This window comes from Pseudoalteromonas prydzensis (genome assembly GCF_001661495.1).
In the GTDB taxonomy this organism is placed as follows: Bacteria; Pseudomonadota; Gammaproteobacteria; order Enterobacterales; family Alteromonadaceae; genus Pseudoalteromonas; species Pseudoalteromonas prydzensis.
This window is the reverse complement of sequence record NZ_BDDT01000004.1, coordinates 288,941-311,919: the sequence shown is the minus strand read 5'-3', so window position 1 is coordinate 311,919 and position 22,979 is coordinate 288,941. Positions and strand designations below refer to the sequence as shown.

Sequence of the window (22,979 nt, the reverse complement as noted above, 5' to 3'; positions counted from 1 at the left end):
AACTTAAAAAACCGCTCTTTTTTACACTGAGCGGTTTTTTAAAATCATATCTTGGTGTTCAATACCATCTTCTAAATAGGGCTCGCCAGTACATTGAAAGCCCAATGACTGATAAAAGCCGAGTAGATATGTTTGCGCTCCGATATAGATGTCTTTATCTGGCCAACGCGTAAAACACAACTGGATTGCCTCATTCACCAACAGCGGAGCGACTCCCTTGCCTCTTTGCGATTGCTCTACTAATACACGGCCAATTGCACTGTACTGTTCATTCTTTTCATAGCATCTTGCATAGGCACCTAATTGCTGCGCGTCTAACCCATAAAGGTGCACAGTACTTGCCATACAGTCGACATCATCTAACTCTGGATACGGGCATTGTTGCTCAACCACAAACACATCAACCCGTGTTCGCATAATAGCAAACAGCTCGTGTGTGCTAAGTTCTGAGAATGCTTTACTAATTAATTGCATAAAAACTCCTTCCATAAAAAAGCCCAGTCGATGCTGGGCTATTTATCACACTTAGCTAAGTAATCGGGCTCTGCATAGCTAAGCAAGCAAACGTTCTAATTGATCACATAAATGCGATAAGTTTACGTGGTCATGCTCAATGGTTAAATCGACATAACCATCGCCACGAAAGCCGCGGTCAAGCTCAATTAAAACATGGGTTTTATGGGCTTCTGGCACAAATGACAATTCAATTTCTTGGATGCCAAATAAGCTGCGGCTATTTGGCTTATATTCAAGTTCTTGATAACAGCCAGAAACAGAATTAAATGTGCTGGCACGTAAAAAGCCTTTCTCCACATCGGCTTTAAGCAAACTAAAACCGAGTCTATCCATTGCTTGCATAAATGTCGTGACTGCATCATTTGGATAAATATGTAACGGGTCTTTATCTTTAGGATCAAGCGCTAAATCAATATCAAGCCCAGTTTCAAGCCAGACATGGGATTGATTGTAACCCGCATTAATTTCGGTGATCGGGGTTTCAGAATGTAAACGAGCTTCAAATGGTATCTGTTTCTGCTGACCCGGCTCAATACAGCCTATGTCGGTGATACGCCATTTATCAATAATATGATTAGTGAAATATGCGCCGTCTTCACCTTCAACTTTCACTCGCGTCATTAATGCTAAATCAAGGCCTGCAATTTCTTGGCTTACATCTCCTGCGGTTATCACGATTTGGGCATTAAATAGTTGCCCAGGTTGCAAGTGCTCAGTTTCAAGCACAGTATCCACTTTTGCTGCACCAATACCGACTGATGCTAGTATTTTTTTAAACATCTATTTCTCCTTAAGCCTAATTCACCTAAATCTAAATTACGCTTAAATTCCTTTGTTACCGCATCTTAACCATATTTAAAAGCTGCTGTCAGTGAAAAAATAGCTATTTATTGACTTTTTACAGAAATAATTCGTTAAACGCGCATTTTTCATACATAGGTATACCTTTATATGCACAATTTATATAAGCAATATGCACGAATGATTTTCAAAAATGCAGATATTTCGCTACACTGTTAACCCAAATGAAGTGATATTAAGAATTATGGAACTATTATATTTTGCTGTCGCATTTGTGTGTGGCTTTGCAGTTTATCAACTTAAACTCCCTCCTCTGATAGGTTTTTTGATCGCAGGCTTTGTACTCAATTTATCAGGTTTTAAAACCACCGAACTACTTAATACGATAGCTAATTTAGGGATCACATTACTGCTATTTAGTATTGGTTTAAAACTAAAAGTGAGTCACCTTGTTAAGCCACAAGTCTGGGCTCCAGCTTCTTTGCATATTATTATTAGCAGCGCTATTTTTTGCAGTTTAATGCTACTACTCGGTGCTATTTCGTTACCGCTATTTGTAGATCTTAGTTGGCAAAGCGCATTACTTGTTGGTTTTGCTTTTAGCTTTTCCAGTACTGTATTTGCCGTTAAAGTGCTTGAAGAGCGCGGAGAAATGGCCAGCCTCCATGGTAAGATAGCCATTGGTATTTTGGTCATGCAAGATATTTTCGCGGTCATTTTTCTCGCCATTAGTACAGGTAAAACGCCTAATGGTTGGGCTTTTGCACTGTTAGTTGCCTTGCCTCTGTTGCGTCCTGTGATGTTTTGGGTATTGAACCGCTCTAAACACGGTGAACTGCTGCCGTTGTTTGGCTTTTTCTTTGCCCTGGTTGTTGGTTACCACGCATTTGAATTTGCAGGCTTAAAAGGCGATTTAGGGGCATTGATCATAGGGATGATTTTTGCGCCCCATAGAAAAGCCGGTGAACTTGCCAAGTCATTACTGAACCTAAAGGAAATCCTCTTAGTTGGGTTTTTCTTAACAATTGGCTTAGGTGCTGAGCTTACTATTAATTCACTAATGATAGCGACTATTATCGTGTTGGTATTGCCAGTTAAAGTGGCCTTATATTATATATTAACGAATGCCTTTAAGTTACGTGCTCGTACTTCTTTATTAACCTCGTTTAGCCTTGCTAATTACAGTGAGTTTGGTCTGATCGTATGTATGGTCGCAGCCAGTAGCGGGTTAATTACGGCTGAATGGCTTGCCGTGATGGCGATTGCGGTTTCTATCACCTTTATTGTCGCTTCTCCACTGAATAAACGTTCAAACGAAATTTATGTAAAGGTTGAAGCGTGGTTACTGCGCTTTGAAAGCCCAACTCGTTTAGCTGAAGAACTGCCAGTGAATTTAAATGATACCAAAATAGTTATTTTTGGTATGGGCCGCATTGGCACAGGTGCGTACGAAACAATCAATATTACTCATCCTGGCGTTGTTGCCGGTGTTGATATCAAACCCGAAGTAGTTGAAAAGCATGTTAGTCGCGGCCGTAAGGCACTCTTAGCCGATGCCACCGATCCAGACTTTTGGCAACGGGTGAACCATTCTCATGTAGAAATGATCATGCTGGCAATGCCGAAACATATGCAAAACATTTTTGCTTTAGAGCAACTAAGAGCATCGGGTTATCAGGGTCAAGTAACGGCTATTGCAAACTACCCGGATCAGCAAAAAGAATTAGAAGATATGGGCGTAGATTCTACCTATAACTTCTATTTAGAGGCCGGTAGTGGCTTTGCTGAACACGTAAAACAAAAATTATTTCCTTAATATAAATATCGTTCTCAGTACTGTGTAAGGTACTGAGAACTATTTTCATCTAATTTTCATAACCTTACATCTAGACGTCTAGAATAACTTCATAGCAGTCCCTGAATAAGAGTCAAGCGCATTTACAAAGCTTTACATCCAAATTGGTAATTAGCCACAAAAAAAGAGTACACTTCATTTGTTGGTTAATCCGTAAGTATCTCTTTTTAGAAACATAAGTAGTTCTTTAGTACTTTAACATACGTATTCAACAGCATTTTACCCTTTGTTATTTAAATAAGGTCTTTAGATGAAAAATAAGTTTGCTACAAAGTTTCAAGCCGTGGCGGATGATGTAAGCAACCCAAAACTGGTTGAACTTCAAAATCGCCTTGATGAAATACAAAGAAATGGGATGACAGCGTTAACAATGCGCGCTGTTTTATTTCAAAAAATGCTCGATGCTTACCAAGTACCAGAAGATCATTTCTTGCGTGATAGCGAAACCCCAAATCGTATTGATGATCCTTCGATTATAAACAGACTTGAACAACTCGGATTTTCTAAAAAACGACAACACCAGATCCACTAGTAAAAAATGAGGGCCTACTCCCCTCATTAAATAGGCTGTTTCATGCCCGTCACAGCCTATTTTCTTCCCTTCTTTTATAATACACTGCTTATCAAATTCAACTGCTAAAGTCCTCTCATGGATCCAGAACTATTAAAAATAGCGATCAATACTAAAATGCCATTCGGGAAATATGCAGGCCGTCCCCTATTGTTACTGCCTGAACCCTATTTAGTTTGGTTTAAGCAGCAAGGCTTTCCAAAGGGCGCCTTAGGTGCGCAATTAGCGATGATGTATGAAGTGAAGCTCAATGGTTTAGAACAGATGCTAATACCGTTATTAGAAAATTATAAAAGAAATTAAAAATCATGGAACTTAACCACATTCAGTGGGTCTATTAATTTGCTACTTGTTGATTTTTGGTTTTAACCGTGGAAAAGCGCCTATATGGCGCTTTTTTTTTGCATAATAAGAAATTAATAGGCTCGTTACTTAGGTAAGCTAATCGTAAATTTAGCACCGCCGAGTTCTGAATGCGATAACGCACAACTGCCTTGATGCCAAGAAACAATTTTCGCCACAATGGCTAAGCCGAGTCCAAACCCGCCGGTTTTTTTATCGCGGCTTTTATCAAGTCGAGCAAAGGGTTTAAATACCGTATCCCATTGTGCTTGGTCAATACCTGGGCCATCATCTTCTACACTTATAATAACCTGCTGGGCATTTTCGATGAGGCTAACTCTGACTTCATGGCGGGCATATTTAAGTGCATTACCCACTAAGTTTTGCACACTACGGGCAATAAAATGGCTATCACAAATGTAAGTGCAGTTTAGTGGTAATTGCGTATTGAGCTGGATCTGGGTTGCAAAATCAAGTTTAGTTATAACACTTTCTAACAACTGGACTAAGTTACATGTTTGCACCTTAAGGTTTGGCTGTTGGCTATCAAGACGCGCATAATCGAGCATTTCTTTTACCAAGGATTCCAGCTCAACAATATCCAACTGCATATTATCGATGTAATCAAAAGCTTTTTCGTCTGTCACTTTATCTTCTAACATAGCTAACGCAAATTTTAAACGCGCCAGTGGGGTTCTGAATTCATGAGAGACCGATGAAGTAAGCTCTTGCTGCGCGGTTAATAAATGTTGTATCCGTTGTTGCATCGCGCTTAAAGTGTCTGTGATTGGTAAGAAAAATGATTTCGAGGTAGCGCTCAGTTCAAAGTCTTGTGAGCCATCGACGGCTTCACACGCCAAGCGTAATTTGGCAAAATCCCGCCATAATAAAAAGCTCCATAAACCAACCGGAACTCCCACCACACACAACAATAATAGATAAGGCCAAACCGATGGAAATACCGGTGATAGCACAGTAATTGGACCTACTTGCAATAATTTTTCAGCGTCAAGTGCAATATACCAAATAGCACGTTGTTGCTGATCAAAAACATAAATATAGTGGTGCTTTGTAAGCGCTTCACGTTGCTCTTTTGGCAGCATAAGGTCTTGCTTTTGCACAACCTTACTTTGGAACCGAGAGCCAATGTTGTCGATACCTTCGGGGCTTTGAGTTAACAACCAAAGAGATTGGCCGAACTCATCATCGAGAGAAAGTTGTTGCTGGGTATCTTCGTAGGGCCAAAGTTGTTCAATCACCCCACTTACTAAAAACAAGGAAACTATAATATACAAATACAAACTTGCGAATAGTTTCCCCATTAACAGTTACATACCCCATGCATCGGAGACAAATAGGTAACCTTGCCCCCAAACCGTTTTAATGCGGTAAGGTTTATCACTGTTATCACCCAATTTTTTACGAATGCGTGAGACACGAACGTCAACCGTACGGTCTAAACCATCATACTGACGACCTATCATGTGTTGGTGTACATGTTCGCGGCTCAGCACTTCTCCAGCGTTTGAAGCTAATAACCAAAGTAATTCAAATTCATGGGAAGTCAGGGTAATTTCGTTATTTCTCAATCGCACAATACGGCTGGTTTTATCTATCGCTAAATCACCAAATTGTAATTCTTCCGGTGCTTTTACAGATGCTTGACCACGGCGTAATAGCGCACTAATACGGGCAAGTAAAACTCTTGGCTCTGCTGGTTTTATAACATAATCATCGGCGCCTAATTCTAAACCTATTACTTGGTCAAAATCTTCGCCTTTGGCTGTCAACATTAAAATAGGTAAGCTGAATTTATCGCGCACTTGTCGACAAACACTAAAGCCATCTTTACCTGGCAGCATAACGTCAAGGATCATTAAATCAACGGGATTATTCTCAAGGTAAGTAAATACTTCATCGCCACGGTCTAACACCGCCACTTCAAGGCCATTATTTTCAAGATAATCACGAGTTAATTGCTGTAACCCTAAATCATCTTCTACAAGTAAGATCTTTGCCATTTGCAGCTCCAAGATTAAAAAAAGCTCCACGGTGAACGTAATCGGCGCCGAGTGGTTTTAGCGCGAGTACTCTGTACTTCAATACGTGTTGTCGCCAGCAGTTCATCCGTGTGAGGATTGACTAGGGAGTATATGGTTTCAACCTGAACACGCGCTTTATGATTGAATCGTTCTTTGGTAACTTGTTGCCAACACTGCAGTTGTTGCTTTTCATGATACAAACATACATCCATTTTATAGGGCATATTTAAAGCAAATTTCAAATCAAGATCACAAAATTCTTGTTGTTCGGAAACCACACAGACTTTTGGAGATACTGTTAATATATCTTTTTTTGCGACTGCCTGCTTTGGCCATACCAACAAAAAAACGACGCACACACCAAGTTGTAAATACTTCATATTAAAAAATATGATCGAATCCTATAAAGGCAGTCATTGAATACGTTTGCTCAAACAGCGGACTGTCATCTAAAGCCGAATAATCATAATAAGCCAAATGAAAACGCAGAGAATTGGCGTCATTTAAGGGCCAACGAGCATCTATTTTAGCATAAGGCTGCCAGCTACTACCAACCTCAATTGCACCATTTGCAGACTCTTTTTCTGAAACACCATAGAAATACGTATTCAATGCAGCCGATTTATACCAGATCCCCATACTTGGCTTAATAAGTAGCTCACCAATGCTGTTATGCATTTGCCATTGCAAGGCACTTCGCCATCCTTCATATACACCTGACACATCGGCTAATGCTTGCACTGAGAAAACATGCTGCTTGAATACATAATGGTAGCTCATGCCGGCATCAAGTGCCCACTTACGTCTATCAAGCTGTTCTATATTCAGGCGAGGTTGCTGGCTTTGTAATTCATTCTTACTGATCGCGAGTGAATTAGCAGAAGATAATGCAAAAATATTACTTGGATGCCAATCGACAAAAAAACGCGTCTCAGGATTAAATTCAGTGACTAAATTAAATATATGTGGTGTCTCTTGCGACAGGCTATAGCCTAAACGGCCATTATCAAAAAAGAATTGCTCACCATAATAGGCTACTTCGGGGATCACAACTAAAGGTAGGTCATCTCCCCCTTTTAATGGATTACTCATCACCCCTAAGCCAAGATTAAGACTCAGGTGCCACTGATCCATTGTAATGTTTTGCACTGGATCAATTTCTGACTGCTGCGCAAAACAAGGCGCGGCAAGCCATAAAGACACGCAAAGTGCAGTGAGGGTGTGAATATTTAACTTCATTATTATTGTGTATGCCAAGAAAACCCAAGCTAGTGACTGTATAATAGCAAGCTATTAATAACTATTCCCTAGCTGATTACAATCATTCACACTTTTGATACATGTGGAACTATTTCAGGTAACAATAACAGCAATTCAGAGTATTTATTTATACTCAGTTTAATTAGCTAAGCTATTGACATCTTTCAATGATTGCGCAATTTCCCACAATGCTTTTAATGCCGCATCAGGCAGCGCTTTATGTAACACAGCTAAGCCTATTTCAAAACCTGGCGGTGCTTCTTTTTGATCGCTTAACACCTGAACACGATCTTTTAATGGGCTGTTGTCTAATACAATCTTTGGCACCATCGCAATACCAAGCCCTAAACTCACCATAGATACCATAGCTTCATGCCCAGCCACTTGCGCGTATATCTTGGCATTAATACCATGCTTTCGCCACCACTGCTCTAGCCTCTGACGAGTAAACCCTTGCTCCGGCACTATAAACTCAAGCTCAGACCAATCAATATTATCGCCAAACTGAGCGAGCTTTTCTGTGAGCAATGATGCATTGCGTGGCGCAATAAACACCAATGACGAGTAGCCAATACTGGCAAATGCAATTTGTGGCGGTAACTTATCGGGTTTGGCTGCAATGGCCATCGCTTCATGACCATCCAAAACACGATTAATGGCAACTGCTGGGTCGCCTGTATTCAGTTTTATTTCTATATGTTGATGTTGCAAGCGCAGTTGCTCTAACATTTGATGTAAAAAACTATAGGACGCCGTAACTGAGCAATAAATACTTACTTTGCCATAAATTGTTTGCCCTGGATCTTGTACATTCGAGCGAAAACGCTGCCAATTAGTCAGTGTCGCATTGGCATAATCAATAAAAGACTCTCCTTCGCGAGTTAGTTTTACGCTGCGATTATCACGGCTAAACAGTGTTACCCCCACCTCATCTTCTAGTTGCTTGATATTGCGGCTGAGCGTTGGCGCACTAATGTGGCACAGTTCACTTGCGCGGGCAAAGTGCAACGTTTTAGCAAGTGCTAAGAAATAATGTAAGCGCTTATGATCCATTCGGGTCTCTCATTCTGATTTTTAAAACTGCCACGTTTCACTTTATGAAATACTTTAATTCAAATATATCATTTTACGCAAGGTTAAATTTTCCTTATGGTAGTTTCAAGCAAGGCAAAATGCTTTGCATCTAACAAAATATGAAATAGATAGGATACTAACAATGGCGAATTATTTTAATACTCTTCCTTTACGTGAGCAGCTAGCTCAGCTAGCACAATGTGAATTTATGGATCCGGCTGAATTTGCCGATGGCGTTGCTGCACTGAAAGGCAAAAAACTTGTTATTGTTGGTTGTGGTGCACAAGGTTTAAACCAAGGTCTAAACTTACGCGATTCAGGCTTAGACGTGTCTTACACATTACGTGATTCTGCCATCATTGAACGCCGTCAATCTTTTTTAAATGCATCTGAAAACGGTTTTACTGTAGGTACTTACGAAGAATTGATTCCAACCGCTGATGTCGTTTTAAACTTAACACCTGATAAACAACATACCGCGGTTGTTAACGCGATTATGCCAATGATGAAGCAAGGTTCAACACTTGCCTACTCACATGGTTTCAACATTGTTGAAGAAGGCATGCAAGTACGTGACGATATCACCGTAATAATGGTTGCGCCTAAATGCCCAGGTTCTGAAGTACGTGAAGAGTATAAGCGCGGTTTTGGTGTACCAACACTGATTGCCGTTCATCCTGAAAATGACCCTCAAGGCCATGGCTTAGCACAAGCAAAAGCGTATGCAGCAGGTACTGGTGGCCACCGTGCAGGTGTATTGAAATCATCATTTATTGCTGAGGTTAAGTCAGACTTAATGGGTGAGCAAACCATCCTTTGCGGTATGCTACAAACCGGTTCTATTTTATGTTTTGATAAAATGATCGAAAAAGGTGTTGATGCTGGTTACGCATCAAAGCTAATTCAATACGGCTGGGAAGTTGTAACTGAAGCGCTAAAATACGGCGGTGTGACCAACATGCTAGACCGTTTATCGAACCCTGCAAAAGTAAAAGCATTTGAGTTAAGTGAAGAATTAAAAGTAATTATGCGCCCGCTTTACAATAAACACCAAGACGACATCATCGATGGTACTTTCTCTCGGGTAATGATGGAAGATTGGGCCAATGATGATGCAAACCTTTTAAAATGGCGTGCAGAAACCGCAGAAACTAATTTTGAGAAAACCCCAGCAGGTGATGTTGAAATTACTGAGCAAGAGTTTTTTGATAACGGTATTTTAATGGTTGCAATGGTTAAGGCCGGTGTTGAACTCGCGTTTGAAACCATGACGGCAGCAGGCATTATCGCTGAATCTGCCTACTATGAGTCATTACATGAGACACCACTTATTGCTAACACCATTGCGCGTAAAAAGTTATTTGAAATGAACCGCACCATTTCTGATACTGCTGAATATGGCTGTTACTTGTATAACCATGCCTGTTTACCGCTATTACAAGACTTTATGCAAAATATCGATACCGATGTTATTGGTCGCGGTTTAGGTGAGCGCAGCAACCATGTGGATAACCAAACACTAATTGCAATCAACAAGTCACTGCGTGAGCACCCTGTTGAGATCATTGGCACTAAATTACGCGGCTATATGTCAGCGATGAAAAAGATTGTTTAATACCCTGGACAATAAAAGTTTCGCTTGTTAGAAACCAAGCCCACATGCTCAATGCAGTGGGCTTTTTCATTTCGTTGCCAAATTACAACTTAGAAAAGTTAGGTTGTGAGCTATTACTCTACTCGATGATAGAACTATCCGAAAAAACCATGCTAAAATGTACCCAATAATTTGTAACTTTAGTGCCCACAATGTCTTATCAAAGCCTCAGTATCACCCGTAAAATCACTATTTTAGGGATCGTCATTGCGTTATCCGTTGCCAGTTTTATTGGTATTACCGCACTGCTATCAGCCAAAACCATTATTGAACAACGGATGATCCAATCAGAGCTACCAAGTAAATTACAAGCGATCGATAATTACATTAGCCTAGAAATCAATAAATTACTCAGCGCTGCCGAGCAACTATCGAGTAATGAATTCATATTGGCGTGGGCTAAAAGTGGCGATAACAATGATCAAACATTAGTTAGTGAGCTAAATCGCGTGGTAAAACAATACGATTTAGCGACTGCTTCGTGGGCTAACCGCGATACAGCTCAATATTGGAATCAAGAGGGCTTTTTACGCGTATTAGATCATCAGCAAGATGGCTGGTTTTTTGATTTTAAAGAATCGCAGCTCCCCTATTCAATCAGCCTGTACCAAGAGCCAAATGGTGATATGAAAATGTTTGTGAATCATCAGCAAACAAATGGCATTGGTTTAACAGGACTTGCAAAAAGTATTGATGATATGCAAGCGCTACTGAACAGATTTACAATAGAGCAAACTGGTTTTGTATTTATTGTTGATAATGATGGCCTAATTAAACTCCATCAAAACGTCAACACCGTAGGTAAAACAAACCTAGATACCTTATATGGTGCGCAAATTAGCCGCCGCTTATTAACAGGTAATGAATTTAACTTACAAGAAATCCAACTCAATGGCGATGCGTTTTTCATAGCAGCTAGTCCGATTAAAAACACCCAACTTTATGTGGTTGCACAAGTACCAAAAGCGGAAGTGTTTGCTGGGATCACTACATTACAGTGGCAAATTTTAAGTTTTGCTCTTGTTATTGCGCTACTTGCGTGTGTTATCAGCTTTTTATTAGCTCGTTCACTGTCATCACCACTGTCAAAAATGGCCGAGCTATTTACTCGCTTAGGCTCAGGGGATGCTAATTTAGCATATAGGTTGCCACACAGTGAGCAACCAGAACTTGCAGCATTAAGTAATGGCTTTAATCAATTCATTGATAAAATTGAAACCGCTATTGCACAAGTCTCACATGAAAGTTTAGAAATTCGTCAAAGCTCAGATCAGGTATTTGCTCAAGCCAAACGCAACTCACAAGCAATGGATAATCAAAAAGAGCAAACAATTTCTGTTGCCGCAGCAATCAACGAAATGGGTGCAACAGTGCAAGAAATTGCCCATAGCGCCGCAACTGCCGCAAAACTTACCGAAGACAGTAAAGCCAATACATTACAAAGCCACCAGCAAGTAGTGCAAAGTCAACAGAGTATTACGGCATTAGCCGGTGATATTGACACAATTTCGGGACAAGTGACTGAACTTGCTAATAAAACCCAAACAATCGCCAGTATTGTTGACTCTATTCGTGGTATTTCAGAGCAAACCAATTTATTAGCACTAAATGCCGCAATTGAGTCTGCACGTGCTGGTGAGCACGGTCGCGGCTTTGCTGTCGTCGCGGATGAAGTTAGGGCACTGGCTAACCGTACCTCGCAATCAACTACTGAAATTCAGGCAATGATTGAAGAGTTGGCAAACACAGCGACCAATGTGGTTGAGCAAATTGCGTTATCAAAAAGCAAAGCTCAACACAGTGTTACCAACATGCAAAGCTCTGTGCAGTTACTTGACGCTATTACTAATACCGCTAATGAAATAAATGATATGGCAACCTTGATTGCAACAGCCACTGAAGAGCAAAGTAGCGTAGTTGCTGATGTTGGTCGTAATATTGAACAAATTAGTGAGATCAGTGATAAGGCAATGCGCGAGCAAATCGATACAGAGCAAGCAATCAAAGGCCTTGCTACTAGTGCACAAACATTAGCAAGTTTAGTTGCCACCTTTGAAAAGCACTGACACAGTTTGTAACAGTTAACATACACCCCAACAAAAAAATAGACTAAACTTAAAAAGTTGGTCTTTAGTTGGGGTGTGATTATGACAACACTAACGTTGCCTACTAAGTTAGTCGCTATATTGTTGCTGTGTAGTTTATCGGCTTGCACTAATACACATAAAAAACCGCTTTTGCTTGCCCCTGAAGTTGCAAATAACCCATCCTTCACCGTATTGCCTGTTGAAAATAGTGCTGAAATATTTGTTTTAAACGATAAAATAACCCAGCAACTTGACTTAGCTTTTCCAACTAATAAGCGCAATTTAAATAACACCAAAAAATTATTAAATTTTTTACTAGCAAATGGCGATGCATCTTTATCATATCAAGCAGGAGCGACCCTTACCGCTAATCAAGCTTACACCGATTTAAATGCCAATTGTTTATCTTTATCGATTTTAGCTTTTAGCATGGCAGAATATTTAGGGCTAGACGGGCAATTTCAAAAGGTGCATATTCCTGAATATTGGGCAGTCAGTAACGGCTATAGTTTATTAACTGGACATATAAATTTAGTCGTTACACAGCGCCGCAATAGCAACACCAGCAGCAATGTCACTTACCTTTATAATAGCGAAAATTCACTTGTCATTGATTTTGATCCTAATTCTCGAGGGGAAAAATTTAAAACAACACCAATCACTAAACAACGAATTACCGCCATGTTTTATAATAATAAAGGCGCATCAGCAATGCTAAATGGGCAGCACAACTTAGCCTATAGCTACTTTCTCGCCGCCACAAAGGCTGATAGTCATTATTCTGGTGCTTGGGGTAATTTGGCGGTATTGCTACGCTTACATTCACAATACGCTAACGCTGAATTAGCCTATAACTTTGCAATAGCACTAAACCCTGACAATAACACCGCACTGGGCAATTTAGCACTGCTGTATCAACTTACCGAACGGGGTGAGCTTGCAGATGAAATTCTCACTAAACTTGACTTACAGCGACAAGGTAACCCATATTACCATGTTGCTTTAGGTAACGATGCTTACCTTATTAAAAACTATCAAGACGCTATTAAACACTTTAATAAAGCCAAGCTAATTGATAGACATATTCATGATAGCTACTTTGGCTTAGCGCGTACCTATTATCAATTAGGTGATTTTAAACAAGCATATACACAACTACGTTTTGCTAATAAGTACGCTGATTTTGCTCACGACAAACAACGTTATCAAAATAAATTACAGGCTCTTAGTGCGATGACTGCCAAGGTAGATAGCCATTAAGTTAATTATTCTAATCCTGAGTATCTTATTTTCTGGTACCGCTCATGCGCACAATGCAAACCAGCAACTTATTAGCGATTTAAGTTACCTAAGCTCAGCAGCTTTAAATGGCCGTAAAACCAATACAGATGATGCTATTGCAACTGCTCAATTCATTAATCAACGCTTGCAGCAACTTGGCTATGACAGTCAGTTACAACCATTTAAGTACACCGCTGGTTTTTTTACTGAAATGTCAGGACAAAATGTAGTAGCGACCTTAATGCCTAAGCACCCGGTTAAAGCACATGTGATACTCACAGCCCATTACGATCATTTAGGTAAGCAAGGCCATAACTTGTATGCCGGCGCTAACGACAATGCCAGTGGCGTCAGTGCACTACTATTTATCGCCGCTCAATTTGCTGGGGCGCCACTGCCCTTTCAACTTAGCTTTGTTGCCACCGATGCTGAAGAAAATGGCTTACATGGCGCGGAGTTTTTTATTAGCCAATTACAGCTTGACGACTCCATAACCGTGCTCAATATTAATTTAGATATGTTAGCCGTTAGTCGCCCAAAAAAAACCTTGTATGCCTTTATTGCAAATGCGCAGCGCCAGGCGTTACAGCATCAACTCGCTGCAATATCCAGCGATACAATAAAAGTTAAAGTAACCAGCTCGTCAAATATTATGAATCGCCTAAACACAGGCGAAAAGATAGATTGGCGTCGTGCCAGCGACCATTACGCATTTGCTAAAGCAGGAATTGCGTATATCTATTTTGGCATGGGATCAGATCCGCATCACCATAAAAGCTCCGATCAACTCAGTAATATCGATCAGCAGCTATATATAGAGGCCGTCAATTATATTACACAATTTATTGCTCAACTTGATATGACTAAGTTTTAGGCGGCAGTCCTGTGGCAACAAACGCCCGTTTTTGCACTTTACTTAACTGTTTAATTTTAATTTCAAGTTTCGTCGCCTCACTTCGAGAACCCACTTCACATTGATAAATTAGCGTTAATGGCCCTTTGCCTTTTAAATTTTTAGCGCCCTTGCCTGCTTGGTGCACAGTAAAACGTTTCTCAACATCCGTACTTATTCCTGTATACCAGTGACCTAAACGTGTTTGTACTATATAAAGCGACCAAGTAGAGATATTGATTTGCGTACTATTTTCAGAGTTAGTTAAACTTTTAGCGGGCTGCGAGGTCAAAATTACGCTCCAAACATCAATAGTTAAAATTAAGTCACAAACATTTGCTTAAAAGGGTTTTACCTTAGGTGACTAATCGGTATCATGCAGTTTATAAAAAATAAGGATCCAAACAAACAATGCAGTCGTTAAAAACTTTTTCTCTTTGGTTTATCGTTGCTCTCACATTAAGTGCAACAGCAGGTTGTTCTAGTTGGGTTTATCGTATCAATATCCCACAAGGTAACTTTTTAGAACAAAGCGATGTTGATAAACTTCGTGTCAACATGAGCCGAGAGCAAGTGCTTTATGTATTAGGTAAACCGGTTGCGGAAGACGCTTTCGATAAAAATACCTGGCACTATTTATATTCTTTCAATCTTGGCCGTGAAAATGAACAACGCAAATCACTAACTATTGTTTTTGAAAATGAAAAATTGCAGTCAATTAGTGGTGACTACGAACAACCCGCCGAATTTAACACGCCGCTTGAACAGTAATCGCGTAAACACACATGATTAAAATGAAAAGGTTAGCCGCGGCTAACCTTTTTCGTATAAATTAATTATTTTGCTTTATCCAGTGGTCTCCCACCAGTAATTTTATTTGCACGACCTTCATCTTTAGCTTTTTCTGCGCGTTTACGTCTGGCATCTTTAGGATCGGCAATCAAAGGGCGATAAATTTCAATTCTATCACCATCTTCAACGACTTGACTCAGCTTACACGTACGATTCCAAATTCCTAATGTAAGCGCTAAACCATCAATCTCTGGGCACTTTACAAGAATACCCGATTGGATCACCGCCTCTTCAGCGGTTGTTCCTGTAGGCACTTCAACCAGTAAACAGGTTGCTGTGGTCGGTAAGGCATATACTACTTCAACTTTTATCATAATCGTGGACCATATACTTGTTTCGCTCGCTGAGTAAATGCATTCACCATGTTTTTTGCGACATCATTAAACACCCGGCCAAACGCCAGCTCAATGAGCTTACTAGAAAATTCAAACTCAAGCTGTAACTGCACTTTACATGCGTTATCATCCAGCACCTGAAAATGCCAACGCCCTTGCAACGCTTTAAATGGTCCATCCACCAAACGTAATGTCACGGTATTTTCGTCTGCAAATGTGTTTTCAGTGGTAAACCACTTTTTTATACCCGCTTTAGAGATTTCTAAACTCGCGGTCATAGTATTATCTTGCTGAGCAATAATTTTCGCATCAGAGCAATGTGGTAAAAATTCAGGATAAGCATCCACATCATTGACTAAATCAAACATTTCTTTGCTGCTATACATTACTAGCGCACTTTTTTCTATTTGTGGCATACTCACTCCCAACTGTGTGGGCGAATTTTAGCAAGCTTTGCGTTTTTCCCCAAACTTTCCTGGCGCTTTATTTACAGACACTTTTTATTGGCAAAAATAAAAAATCGATGTAAAAAGCAGAGCTTTACGTATAATATGGGCCACTATGGCTAAGAAAAATTCATCTAAATCGACAAGTAATACTATCGCGCTCAATAAAAAGGCGCGTCATGAGTATTTTTTACACGACAAGTTTGAGGCTGGTGTTGAACTGCAAGGCTGGGAAGTAAAAAGCATCCGAGCTGGTAAAGTAAACATCTCTGAAACGTACATTCACCTTAAAAATGGCGAAGCGTTTTTGCTTGGCAGTCAAATACAGCCACTCAATAGCGCTTCAACCCATGTTATTTGCGATCCATTACGTTATCGCAAGTTATTATTAAGCAGACGCGAGCTAGATCGTTTAGTTGGTGCAACTGAGCGCGACGGCTATTCATTGATCGCCACTGCCATGTATTGGAAAAAATGCTGGGTGAAACTAGAGTTTCACTTAGGCAAAGGTAAGAAAATGCATGACAAACGTGAAGATGGCAAAAACAAAGACTGGTCTCGCGAAAAAGAACGGTTAATGAAACATAAAGTTTAATATACCCAAACAACCTCAAAAGCGCCTAACTCAGTTAGGCGTTTTTATTTTCCTCCCTAAATTCTCGTAACTGTATCGATTTTAGTACACAACCGAACCAAACAATTTGCTAACACAATATTTACATGGTATTGATATTACTGGTTGATTTAACCAGATAAAATTAACATGACAACAAGGATTTAAGGATGAAGAACAGAATACTCCCATTTAAACCTAAGCTAATCGCTTGTGTAACACTGGCACTTGCAACGACAGGTTATACTTCTCAATCATTAGCTGCTGACGAAGCAAAAAAAGTTGAACGCATTGAAGTGACGGGTTCTCGGATAAAACGTACTGATATTGAAGGTCCTTCCCCAGTACAATCAATTAGTCGTGCCGATATCGATAATATGGGCTATGACAACCTACAACAATTACTGGAAAGAATGCCTGTTGCCGGTAATGGTACTTTTTCTACTCGCGGTAATAATCAGGATTCGACCGCTAACGGCTCTGCAGCAGTATCGCTACGCGGTTTAGGCGCTGATGCAACACTGGTGTTAATTAATGGTCGTCGAGTGGCTATCAGCGCATTCGCTGAGAGCATCACTAATTCATTTGTTGATATCAACAGCATTCCAGTCTCTGCTATTGAGCGTATTGATATTCTTAAAGATGGTGCATCGGCAATTTATGGCTCAGATGCCGTTGCAGGTGTGGTAAATATTATCTTAAAAAAGGATATCGATGGTTTAGAGGTTAATTTAGGCTACGGCGGCACCGATGGCCCTAACTACGAAGAAACCTCGGCAAGCATTGTATGGGGAACATCAAACGAAAAAAGCAGTGCGTCTGTGATAGTTGATTATTTTAAAAACACCTCTTTATCATCAGATGAAATGGGCCGTTTAGGTACTGCTGATCAAACAGCAAATGGTGGCCAAGATTTCCGTTCATCACGCGGATTCCCGGGTTATTTCTACGTTGACGGCGTAAAAACTATAGATCCTGATTGTCCTGCTGAAAGCGCCACATCTAGCGGCAGCTGTTTATTTGATTATGGGCCATTTGGCTATATTGCTCCTGCTTCTGAACGAGTGGGTGCAATTTCCCAGTTTGAATATAACTTTGATAATGGTATTACTGCCTTTATGGAAATGGCCGTACAACATAATACCTCGATTGCCGCAGGTGCACCTACCCCGCTAGATGAAGATGCCGGTTTAACTGTTCCAGGTAATCATCCTAACAATCCATTTGGTCAAGACATCGAAATTGGCCGCTATCGTACTGTGGATGCGGGTGCCCGTCAGTGGGATATTGAATCTGATACACTGCGTTTTGTTGCAGGCCTACGTGGTGAAATTAGCGATTGGAGCTGGGAAGCGGCGGTACAAAAAGGCCGTAGTAAATCAATGCAAACTGGTGATAGAACTCAAGGCTGGGTAAGAACTGATTTTTTACAGCAAGAAATAGATGCCGGCAACTACAACCCATTTGGCGGCACATATAACGATCCTGCTGTCATTGACCGTATAACCACCAGCTTAGTTCGCCGTGGTGAATCTCATATGACCTCCTTTGATGCCAATATTACTGGTGAAGCATTTAGTTTTGGCGACAGTGTTGTGATGATGGCTGCGGGTATTGAGTATCGTGAAGAAGATGTTAGTGACATCCCGGATGATCAATTTCAGCGCGGTCTAATTTTTGGTACTGAGTCTGTTTCTGCGGCCGCTGAACGCGACCAATATGCAGCATACGTTGAATTCTCAATTCCCCTTGCAGATAGCTTAGAACTACAACTGGCAGGTCGCTATGATGATTACAGTGACTTTGGCACCACAACCAACCCTAAAGTAGCACTACGTTGGGCTCCTAGCGATGAAATTACCGTTCGCGGCTCATGGGCACAAGGTTTTAGAGCGCCGTCACTAGCACAAATAGGCCTAGGCCCTTCAGAAGAAAGTCAATTTTTTGTCGATAGCTATCGCTGTGCAGCAACGGGAGAGGATTGTGATGTACTTGATTACAACATCCAATTTGCTGGTAACCCTGATTTGCAAGCTGAAGAATCGGAATCATGGAACCTTGGTTTTATTTGGGCGCCAATGGCTGAACTTGGCTTTAGCATTGATGTATGGAGTATTACCCAAGATAACAAAATTGATGAACAAGCCTTTGGCCCAATTTATGATGCAGAATGTAACAACCAAAATAGTACCGCCTGCGTTCGTCTGCCGCCACAAGGTGGACAAAGCTTAGGGGTGATCCAAAAAATTCACAGTACCTTTGAGAACGTCTCTTCACAAGAAGTGTCTGGCGTTGATTTCTCTGCAAATTATAACCACTCATTGGATGATTTAGGTTTACTTAAGTTCAACTTAGAATGGGCATACCAAGACAAGTTTGAAAAGGACGGCCGCGATTATACCGGTGAATATGGCTACCCTGAGCACCGCTGGATGTTTTCAACCAATTGGGAGCTTGGCGAATTCAATACTAATGTAAATATCAGTTATATCGGTGAATTTGAAGATACGCCTGATATTGATTTTGATGGCACGCTGGATTTTGATAGTAACACATCGAGAATGGTTGATTCACAAGTTTTAGTTGATTTGCAAACCGCTTATCGTATTACCGAGTCAACCAAAATTTCGATTGGTGTAAATAACTTATTTGACGAAGAGCCACCATTTGCGATCGGTGATGGCGATAGTGATTTATATGGCTATGTATCGGCGGTACATAATCCCCGCGGGCGTTATATTTATACTAAAGTTTCGTTTTCTTTCTAACTATTATCGCTAACAAAAAACCCGCCAGTTGGCGGGTTTCTTATTTAAAAACTAGGGCCTAAATTATAGGTCGCCTTCGTTTTCAGAAAGGAACTTAGCAACGCCTGCTGGGCTTGCATCCATACCTTTTTTACCTTCAGTCCAACCAGCAGGACACACTTCACCGTGCTCGCTGTGGAACGCTAGCGCGTCAACCATACGTAGCATTTCATCGATGTTACGACCAAGTGGTAAGTCATTTACTACTTGGTGACGTACATTACCTTCTTCATCAATTAAGAATGAACCACGAAATGCAACGCCCGCTTCTGGGTGCTCAACGTCATACGCTTTACAGATTTCGTGTTTAACATCTGCAACTAGTGCATATTTAACTTCACCGATGCCGCCGTCTGCAACAGCAGTGTTACGCCATGCGTTGTGTGAGAATTGTGAATCGATTGAAACACCAATTACTTCAACGCCACGCTTTTGGAATTCTTCATAACGCTTGTCAAAAGCAATTAGTTCAGAAGGACATACGAAAGTGAAATCTAGTGGGTAAAAGAAGATTACTGCTTTTTTACCTTTGATTTTTTCGTGAAGATTGTAGCTATCTACGATCTCGCCGTTACCTAATACTGCTGCAGCGGTAAAGTCTGGTGCCTGGCGGCCTACTAATACACCCATTTTATTCTCCAAATATTTGAGTTTGCTTTTTATTGCTTACGCAATGCTTGCCTTTAATATGGGATCTAAAAACAAAATACCAAGGGCTGGCATGCATAATTGTCAAAATATTTTAGAGAGTAATGACTTAAAAGAACAATCGTATTTTCCGATGTCTACCATCGAAAATACAGAACACTACGTAAAAGGAATAAAAAAGCCTGCATGAGCAGGCTATTAACGAGTGATAATGACTAATCCATAATATTTTCAGGCATATCACCACGGATCTTTTGCCAAATTTCACCGGTTTGATGACCATATTTACGCATCATTGAAATAGCGCCATCATGTTCACGCTTTTCAGCAAGTATAGTTAAGTCTTTATAAAACTGACGTGCTAGTTGACGAGTGCCCGGATCGGAGAAGTAATGGCAACCAATTTTCGAATAGAAGCCTTTAAAGCCATTCAGAATAAGCACATAAATTCGGTTATTGCCTGCCACAGCTAACTCATGGTGTACTTTATAATCATAATCAGCAAAAGCCTGTGCGCTGTCTTCTAACTCGTCACTTTGCGATAAGATTTCAATCACACGATCTGGTGCTAACTTAATTGCCGCACGGGTATAAATGGCACTGATATTAGTTCGTGCAGATAGAAGTTGGTCGGTAAGCTCTGGCATTTTGTCTTCATCAAGACGGGCTAATGTTTCGAGAATATTTAAGCCTGATGTTTCCCAAAAATTATTAACTCGGGTTGGCTTACCATGTTGAATAGTCAGCCAGCCATCACGCGCTAGACGTTGTAATACTTCACGTAGTGTAGTGCGTGTAACACCTATTAATTCTGATAACTCGCGCTCAGCAGGGAGTATAGAACCTGGAGGGAAATCGCCGTTCCAAATTGATTCAACAATATACTCTTCTGCAAATCCAGCTGGACTTTTCGCTTTAAAAATTCTCATTCAATTCCCACTCGAGTTATCACATTACTTCATTTAAAAACCATTAACCGACTGATTGTACCAGATGAAGCAAAACTAACAAGTAAAGTCACTTCATTAAATCATTTAAGCAGGCTGTTAAATATCTGCCAGCAGCTTTTATCGTCACAAAGCATATTTACCCTTGCGCCTAGTTTAATGACTAAGTCATAATCTCATTGAGATATTAATATTTGGAAATACTATGAATTGGTTAGCAAATTTAGCGCAGCAACGCACACCTTGGGTTTTATTAGCATTAACTGCATTTACATTTGAAGTGGTTGCTTTATTTTTCCAATATCAAATGGGCTTAGAGCCATGCATTATGTGTATCTATCAACGAACTGCGATGCTAGGTTTGCTGCTCGCAGGCATTATTGGCGCAATAAATCCCACTAATAGGGTGATCCGCGTTACTGCTTTATTGAGCTGGGCTGTTGCTAGTATTTGGGGTTATTTGATTGCTCGCGAACATATCGAGATGCAAACCACAACTGATCCTTTTGCTTTTAGCTGTGAGTTTGAACCAAACTTTCCCGTGCCGTTACATGAATGGATACCGCAATTTTTCGCCGCCACCGGTGATTGTGGCAATATTGATTGGCAGTTTGCAGGATTAAGTATGCCCGCTTGGATGGAAGTAATTTTTGCCGCATTCACACTGGTACTAATAAGCGTTGTCGCAAGCCGTTTAATCATTAAAAAGTCACTGTGATGATGACATTTTTTTCAAGCCAAGTAACGTCATTAAAACCATTTAAAATACGTCAACGTCAGCAAATTATTGCCTTAGCTTTAAGTCGCTTAACACCAATGCAAAAAATCAGTTTGCGTATTTTAAAGTTACTTTTATTGACCCCTGTATTTTTATCACTAGCATATATTGAAGGTTGGTTACTGTTACCTGCATTACTGATCACCGGTATGGCGTACCCCTTACTGACGACGCCAGTAGAGATCATGTTTGCTAAAGGTTATTTGCAGCAAGCAATTGCAGAGTTTACACAGGGCGAATAATTCGCCCTGTTACTTATTAAAATATAACTTATTTAAATTTAACTTTTCCCTCTAGTTTTGCGACGAGCTTATCGCCAATGCCTTTCACCTGCGCCAGATCAGCAACGGATTTAAATTTACCTTGCGTAGTACGATAGTCAATGATCGCTTGTGCTTTTGATTTACCAATGCCAGGTAACTGGCTCAGCTGCTCAACGGTTGCTTGATTAACATTGACTAGCTGAGGTTTTCCGGCACTTTCAGTCGCCTCTACTTTATTTACAGCTGCATTGCTGGGCAATGAAATAGCAAGACCAAATAGTAATACTATTAAAGTTAAAAACTTCATGTTTCTCCTCCATGATATCCATACGTGGACTCAGTTAATAGTTGAATTAAATGTCCTCACTTTTGGACTACATCCAAATAAAGCCATACTGAAAAAGTGTGACAATTTAAATAAAGTAAAGTTGTCCCCATTTGTCAATGTACCTATAGTGAAAAAATAAAAATGTTCACTTGCAAAAAGGCCGACAAACTATTACTGTACATAAAAACAGTAATCAATCAAGGTGAACGTATTATTCACCAAGCAAATTGGCAGGAGAAATCATGGCTGTTGTTGTTAAATATGTTGTAGAAAGAAACGGAGTCGAGCGTATGACGTTTACTACTAAAAAAGAAGCAGATGCGTATGACAAAATGCTTGATATAGCAGAGTCACTCGAGATAATGCTAGAGAAAGTGGATGTCCCTTTAAGTGAACAACAAATTGAATCGCTTGCGCTTGAGATTGCTAAAAGTAAAGACGACTTTATCAATGTACTTAAAGGCGCTAAAGATGTTGCTCCTGCTAAAGCTGCACCAGCTAAAACGAAGAAAACAGCAGAAAACGTTGCAGATATAAAAGCAAGCACTGACAAAGCCGCGAGCTAATACCAACAAGTTAACAAATAA

General features: G+C 40.3%; 26 protein-coding genes. 13 read left to right on the top strand and 13 right to left on the bottom strand.

Annotated features, from left to right (window positions below):
- Positions 1-21: 21 nt before the first annotated feature.
- Both A7968_RS10880 and A7968_RS10875 read right to left on the bottom strand, forming a co-directional pair.
- A complete protein-coding gene (locus tag A7968_RS10880) occupies positions 22-474 on the bottom strand; it encodes a GNAT family N-acetyltransferase (protein WP_064666594.1) in 453 nt (150 codons plus the stop codon).
- A 78-nt stretch (positions 475-552) separates the two neighbouring features.
- The gene (locus tag A7968_RS10875; RefSeq protein ID WP_064666593.1) at positions 553-1,296 is read right to left on the bottom strand and encodes a sporulation protein; all 744 of its coding nucleotides are present in this window, start codon (positions 1,294-1,296) and stop codon (positions 553-555) included.
- Between the two features lie 265 nt (positions 1,297-1,561).
- On the opposite strand from A7968_RS10875, the gene A7968_RS10870 reads away from it, so the two are divergent.
- The 3 genes from A7968_RS10870 (at position 1,562) to A7968_RS10860 (ending at position 4,046) form a co-directional block, all read left to right on the top strand.
- A complete protein-coding gene (locus tag A7968_RS10870; protein WP_064666641.1) occupies positions 1,562-3,133 on the top strand; it encodes a cation:proton antiporter domain-containing protein in 1,572 nt (523 codons plus the stop codon).
- A 289-nt stretch (positions 3,134-3,422) separates the two neighbouring features.
- Positions 3,423-3,704 carry a hypothetical protein gene (locus A7968_RS10865; RefSeq protein WP_064666592.1) on the top strand — a complete coding sequence of 94 codons (282 nt, stop codon included), beginning with the start codon at positions 3,423-3,425 and terminating at the stop codon, positions 3,702-3,704.
- A 117-nt stretch (positions 3,705-3,821) separates the two neighbouring features.
- The gene (locus A7968_RS10860) at positions 3,822-4,046 is read left to right on the top strand and encodes a DUF3820 family protein (RefSeq protein ID WP_064666591.1); all 225 of its coding nucleotides are present in this window, start codon (positions 3,822-3,824) and stop codon (positions 4,044-4,046) included.
- 125 nt (positions 4,047-4,171) lie between these two features.
- Here the strand turns inward: A7968_RS10860 and A7968_RS10855 are convergent, their stop codons facing one another.
- The 5 genes from A7968_RS10855 to ilvY all read right to left on the bottom strand — a co-directional run bounded on the left by A7968_RS10855 (position 4,172) and on the right by ilvY (position 8,440).
- Positions 4,172-5,407 (bottom strand): ATP-binding protein, encoded by a 1,236-nt coding sequence (locus A7968_RS10855; RefSeq protein WP_064666590.1) that lies wholly within the window; start codon positions 5,405-5,407, stop codon positions 4,172-4,174.
- Between the two features lie 6 nt (positions 5,408-5,413).
- On the bottom strand, positions 5,414-6,106 hold the full coding sequence (locus tag A7968_RS10850; RefSeq protein ID WP_064666589.1) for a response regulator: 693 nt from the start codon (positions 6,104-6,106) through the stop codon (positions 5,414-5,416).
- Positions 6,107-6,120: 14 nt separating this feature from the next.
- On the bottom strand, positions 6,121-6,507 hold the full coding sequence (locus tag A7968_RS10845; RefSeq protein ID WP_064666588.1) for a DUF3019 domain-containing protein: 387 nt from the start codon (positions 6,505-6,507) through the stop codon (positions 6,121-6,123).
- Between the two features lies 1 nt (position 6,508).
- Positions 6,509-7,366 carry a MipA/OmpV family protein gene (locus A7968_RS10840; protein WP_084448144.1) on the bottom strand — a complete coding sequence of 286 codons (858 nt, stop codon included), beginning with the start codon at positions 7,364-7,366 and terminating at the stop codon, positions 6,509-6,511.
- 159 nt (positions 7,367-7,525) lie between these two features.
- A complete protein-coding gene (ilvY, locus tag A7968_RS10835; protein ID WP_064666587.1) occupies positions 7,526-8,440 on the bottom strand; it encodes an HTH-type transcriptional activator IlvY in 915 nt (304 codons plus the stop codon).
- A 163-nt stretch (positions 8,441-8,603) separates the two neighbouring features.
- On the opposite strand from ilvY, the gene ilvC reads away from it, so the two are divergent.
- From ilvC to A7968_RS10815, 4 genes are all read left to right on the top strand, one after another.
- On the top strand, positions 8,604-10,076 hold the full coding sequence (ilvC, locus tag A7968_RS10830; RefSeq protein ID WP_064666586.1) for a ketol-acid reductoisomerase: 1,473 nt from the start codon (positions 8,604-8,606) through the stop codon (positions 10,074-10,076).
- A 191-nt stretch (positions 10,077-10,267) separates the two neighbouring features.
- On the top strand, positions 10,268-12,181 hold the full coding sequence (locus tag A7968_RS10825) for a methyl-accepting chemotaxis protein (protein ID WP_064666585.1): 1,914 nt from the start codon (positions 10,268-10,270) through the stop codon (positions 12,179-12,181).
- An 81-nt stretch (positions 12,182-12,262) separates the two neighbouring features.
- Positions 12,263-13,462 carry a tetratricopeptide repeat protein gene (locus A7968_RS10820; protein WP_064666584.1) on the top strand — a complete coding sequence of 400 codons (1,200 nt, stop codon included), beginning with the start codon at positions 12,263-12,265 and terminating at the stop codon, positions 13,460-13,462.
- Positions 13,463-13,628: 166 nt separating this feature from the next.
- Positions 13,629-14,357: a M28 family peptidase gene (locus A7968_RS10815; RefSeq protein WP_084448142.1), complete on the top strand. Its 729-nt coding sequence runs from the start codon at positions 13,629-13,631 to the stop codon at positions 14,355-14,357.
- On the opposite strand, the gene A7968_RS10810 is transcribed toward A7968_RS10815, so the two are convergent.
- Positions 14,347-14,667 (bottom strand): GIY-YIG nuclease family protein, encoded by a 321-nt coding sequence (locus tag A7968_RS10810; protein ID WP_064666583.1) that lies wholly within the window; start codon positions 14,665-14,667, stop codon positions 14,347-14,349. The two genes, A7968_RS10815 and A7968_RS10810, sit on opposite strands and share 11 nt — an antisense overlap.
- Positions 14,668-14,786: 119 nt before the next feature.
- Between A7968_RS10810 and A7968_RS10805 the strand changes: the two genes are divergently transcribed.
- Complete coding sequence (locus A7968_RS10805; protein WP_064666582.1) at positions 14,787-15,146, top strand: outer membrane protein assembly factor BamE; 360 nt, start codon at positions 14,787-14,789, stop codon at positions 15,144-15,146.
- 65 nt (positions 15,147-15,211) lie between these two features.
- On the opposite strand, the gene A7968_RS10800 is transcribed toward A7968_RS10805, so the two are convergent.
- Positions 15,212-15,541 (bottom strand): RnfH family protein, encoded by a 330-nt coding sequence (locus A7968_RS10800; protein ID WP_064666581.1) that lies wholly within the window; start codon positions 15,539-15,541, stop codon positions 15,212-15,214.
- On the bottom strand, positions 15,538-15,978 hold the full coding sequence (locus tag A7968_RS10795) for a type II toxin-antitoxin system RatA family toxin (RefSeq protein ID WP_064666580.1): 441 nt from the start codon (positions 15,976-15,978) through the stop codon (positions 15,538-15,540). Before A7968_RS10795 ends, A7968_RS10800 begins: the two co-directional genes overlap by 4 nt.
- Positions 15,979-16,123: 145 nt before the next feature.
- On the opposite strand from A7968_RS10795, the gene smpB reads away from it, so the two are divergent.
- Together smpB and A7968_RS10785 are read left to right on the top strand one after the other, a co-directional pair.
- Positions 16,124-16,603, top strand: a complete 480-nt coding sequence (smpB, locus tag A7968_RS10790; RefSeq protein ID WP_064666579.1) for an SsrA-binding protein SmpB — start codon at positions 16,124-16,126, stop codon at positions 16,601-16,603.
- Positions 16,604-16,791: 188 nt separating this feature from the next.
- Entirely contained in the window at positions 16,792-19,389 is a 2,598-nt protein-coding gene (locus A7968_RS10785; RefSeq protein ID WP_064666578.1) for a TonB-dependent receptor, read from the top strand.
- Positions 19,390-19,452: 63 nt separating this feature from the next.
- Here the strand turns inward: A7968_RS10785 and A7968_RS10780 are convergent, their stop codons facing one another.
- Positions 19,453-20,058: a peroxiredoxin gene (locus tag A7968_RS10780; protein ID WP_064666577.1), complete on the bottom strand. Its 606-nt coding sequence runs from the start codon at positions 20,056-20,058 to the stop codon at positions 19,453-19,455.
- A 233-nt stretch (positions 20,059-20,291) separates the two neighbouring features.
- Positions 20,292-21,005, bottom strand: coding sequence for a fatty acid metabolism transcriptional regulator FadR (gene fadR / locus A7968_RS10775; RefSeq protein WP_064666576.1), 714 nt, complete (start codon positions 21,003-21,005; stop codon positions 20,292-20,294).
- A gap of 223 nt (positions 21,006-21,228) precedes the next feature.
- Between fadR and dsbB the strand changes: the two genes are divergently transcribed.
- Together dsbB and A7968_RS10765 are read left to right on the top strand one after the other, a co-directional pair.
- Complete coding sequence (dsbB, locus tag A7968_RS10770; RefSeq protein WP_064666575.1) at positions 21,229-21,741, top strand: disulfide bond formation protein DsbB; 513 nt, start codon at positions 21,229-21,231, stop codon at positions 21,739-21,741.
- Complete coding sequence (locus tag A7968_RS10765) at positions 21,741-22,043, top strand: DUF6170 family protein (RefSeq protein WP_064666574.1); 303 nt, start codon at positions 21,741-21,743, stop codon at positions 22,041-22,043. Before dsbB ends, A7968_RS10765 begins: the two co-directional genes overlap by 1 nt.
- Before the next feature lie 28 nt (positions 22,044-22,071).
- Here the strand turns inward: A7968_RS10765 and A7968_RS10760 are convergent, their stop codons facing one another.
- On the bottom strand, positions 22,072-22,371 hold the full coding sequence (locus A7968_RS10760; RefSeq protein WP_064666573.1) for a ComEA family DNA-binding protein: 300 nt from the start codon (positions 22,369-22,371) through the stop codon (positions 22,072-22,074).
- A gap of 263 nt (positions 22,372-22,634) precedes the next feature.
- Between A7968_RS10760 and A7968_RS10755 the strand changes: the two genes are divergently transcribed.
- A complete protein-coding gene (locus A7968_RS10755) occupies positions 22,635-22,958 on the top strand; it encodes a YebG family protein (protein ID WP_064666572.1) in 324 nt (107 codons plus the stop codon).
- The last annotated feature ends 21 nt before the right edge of the window (positions 22,959-22,979 follow it).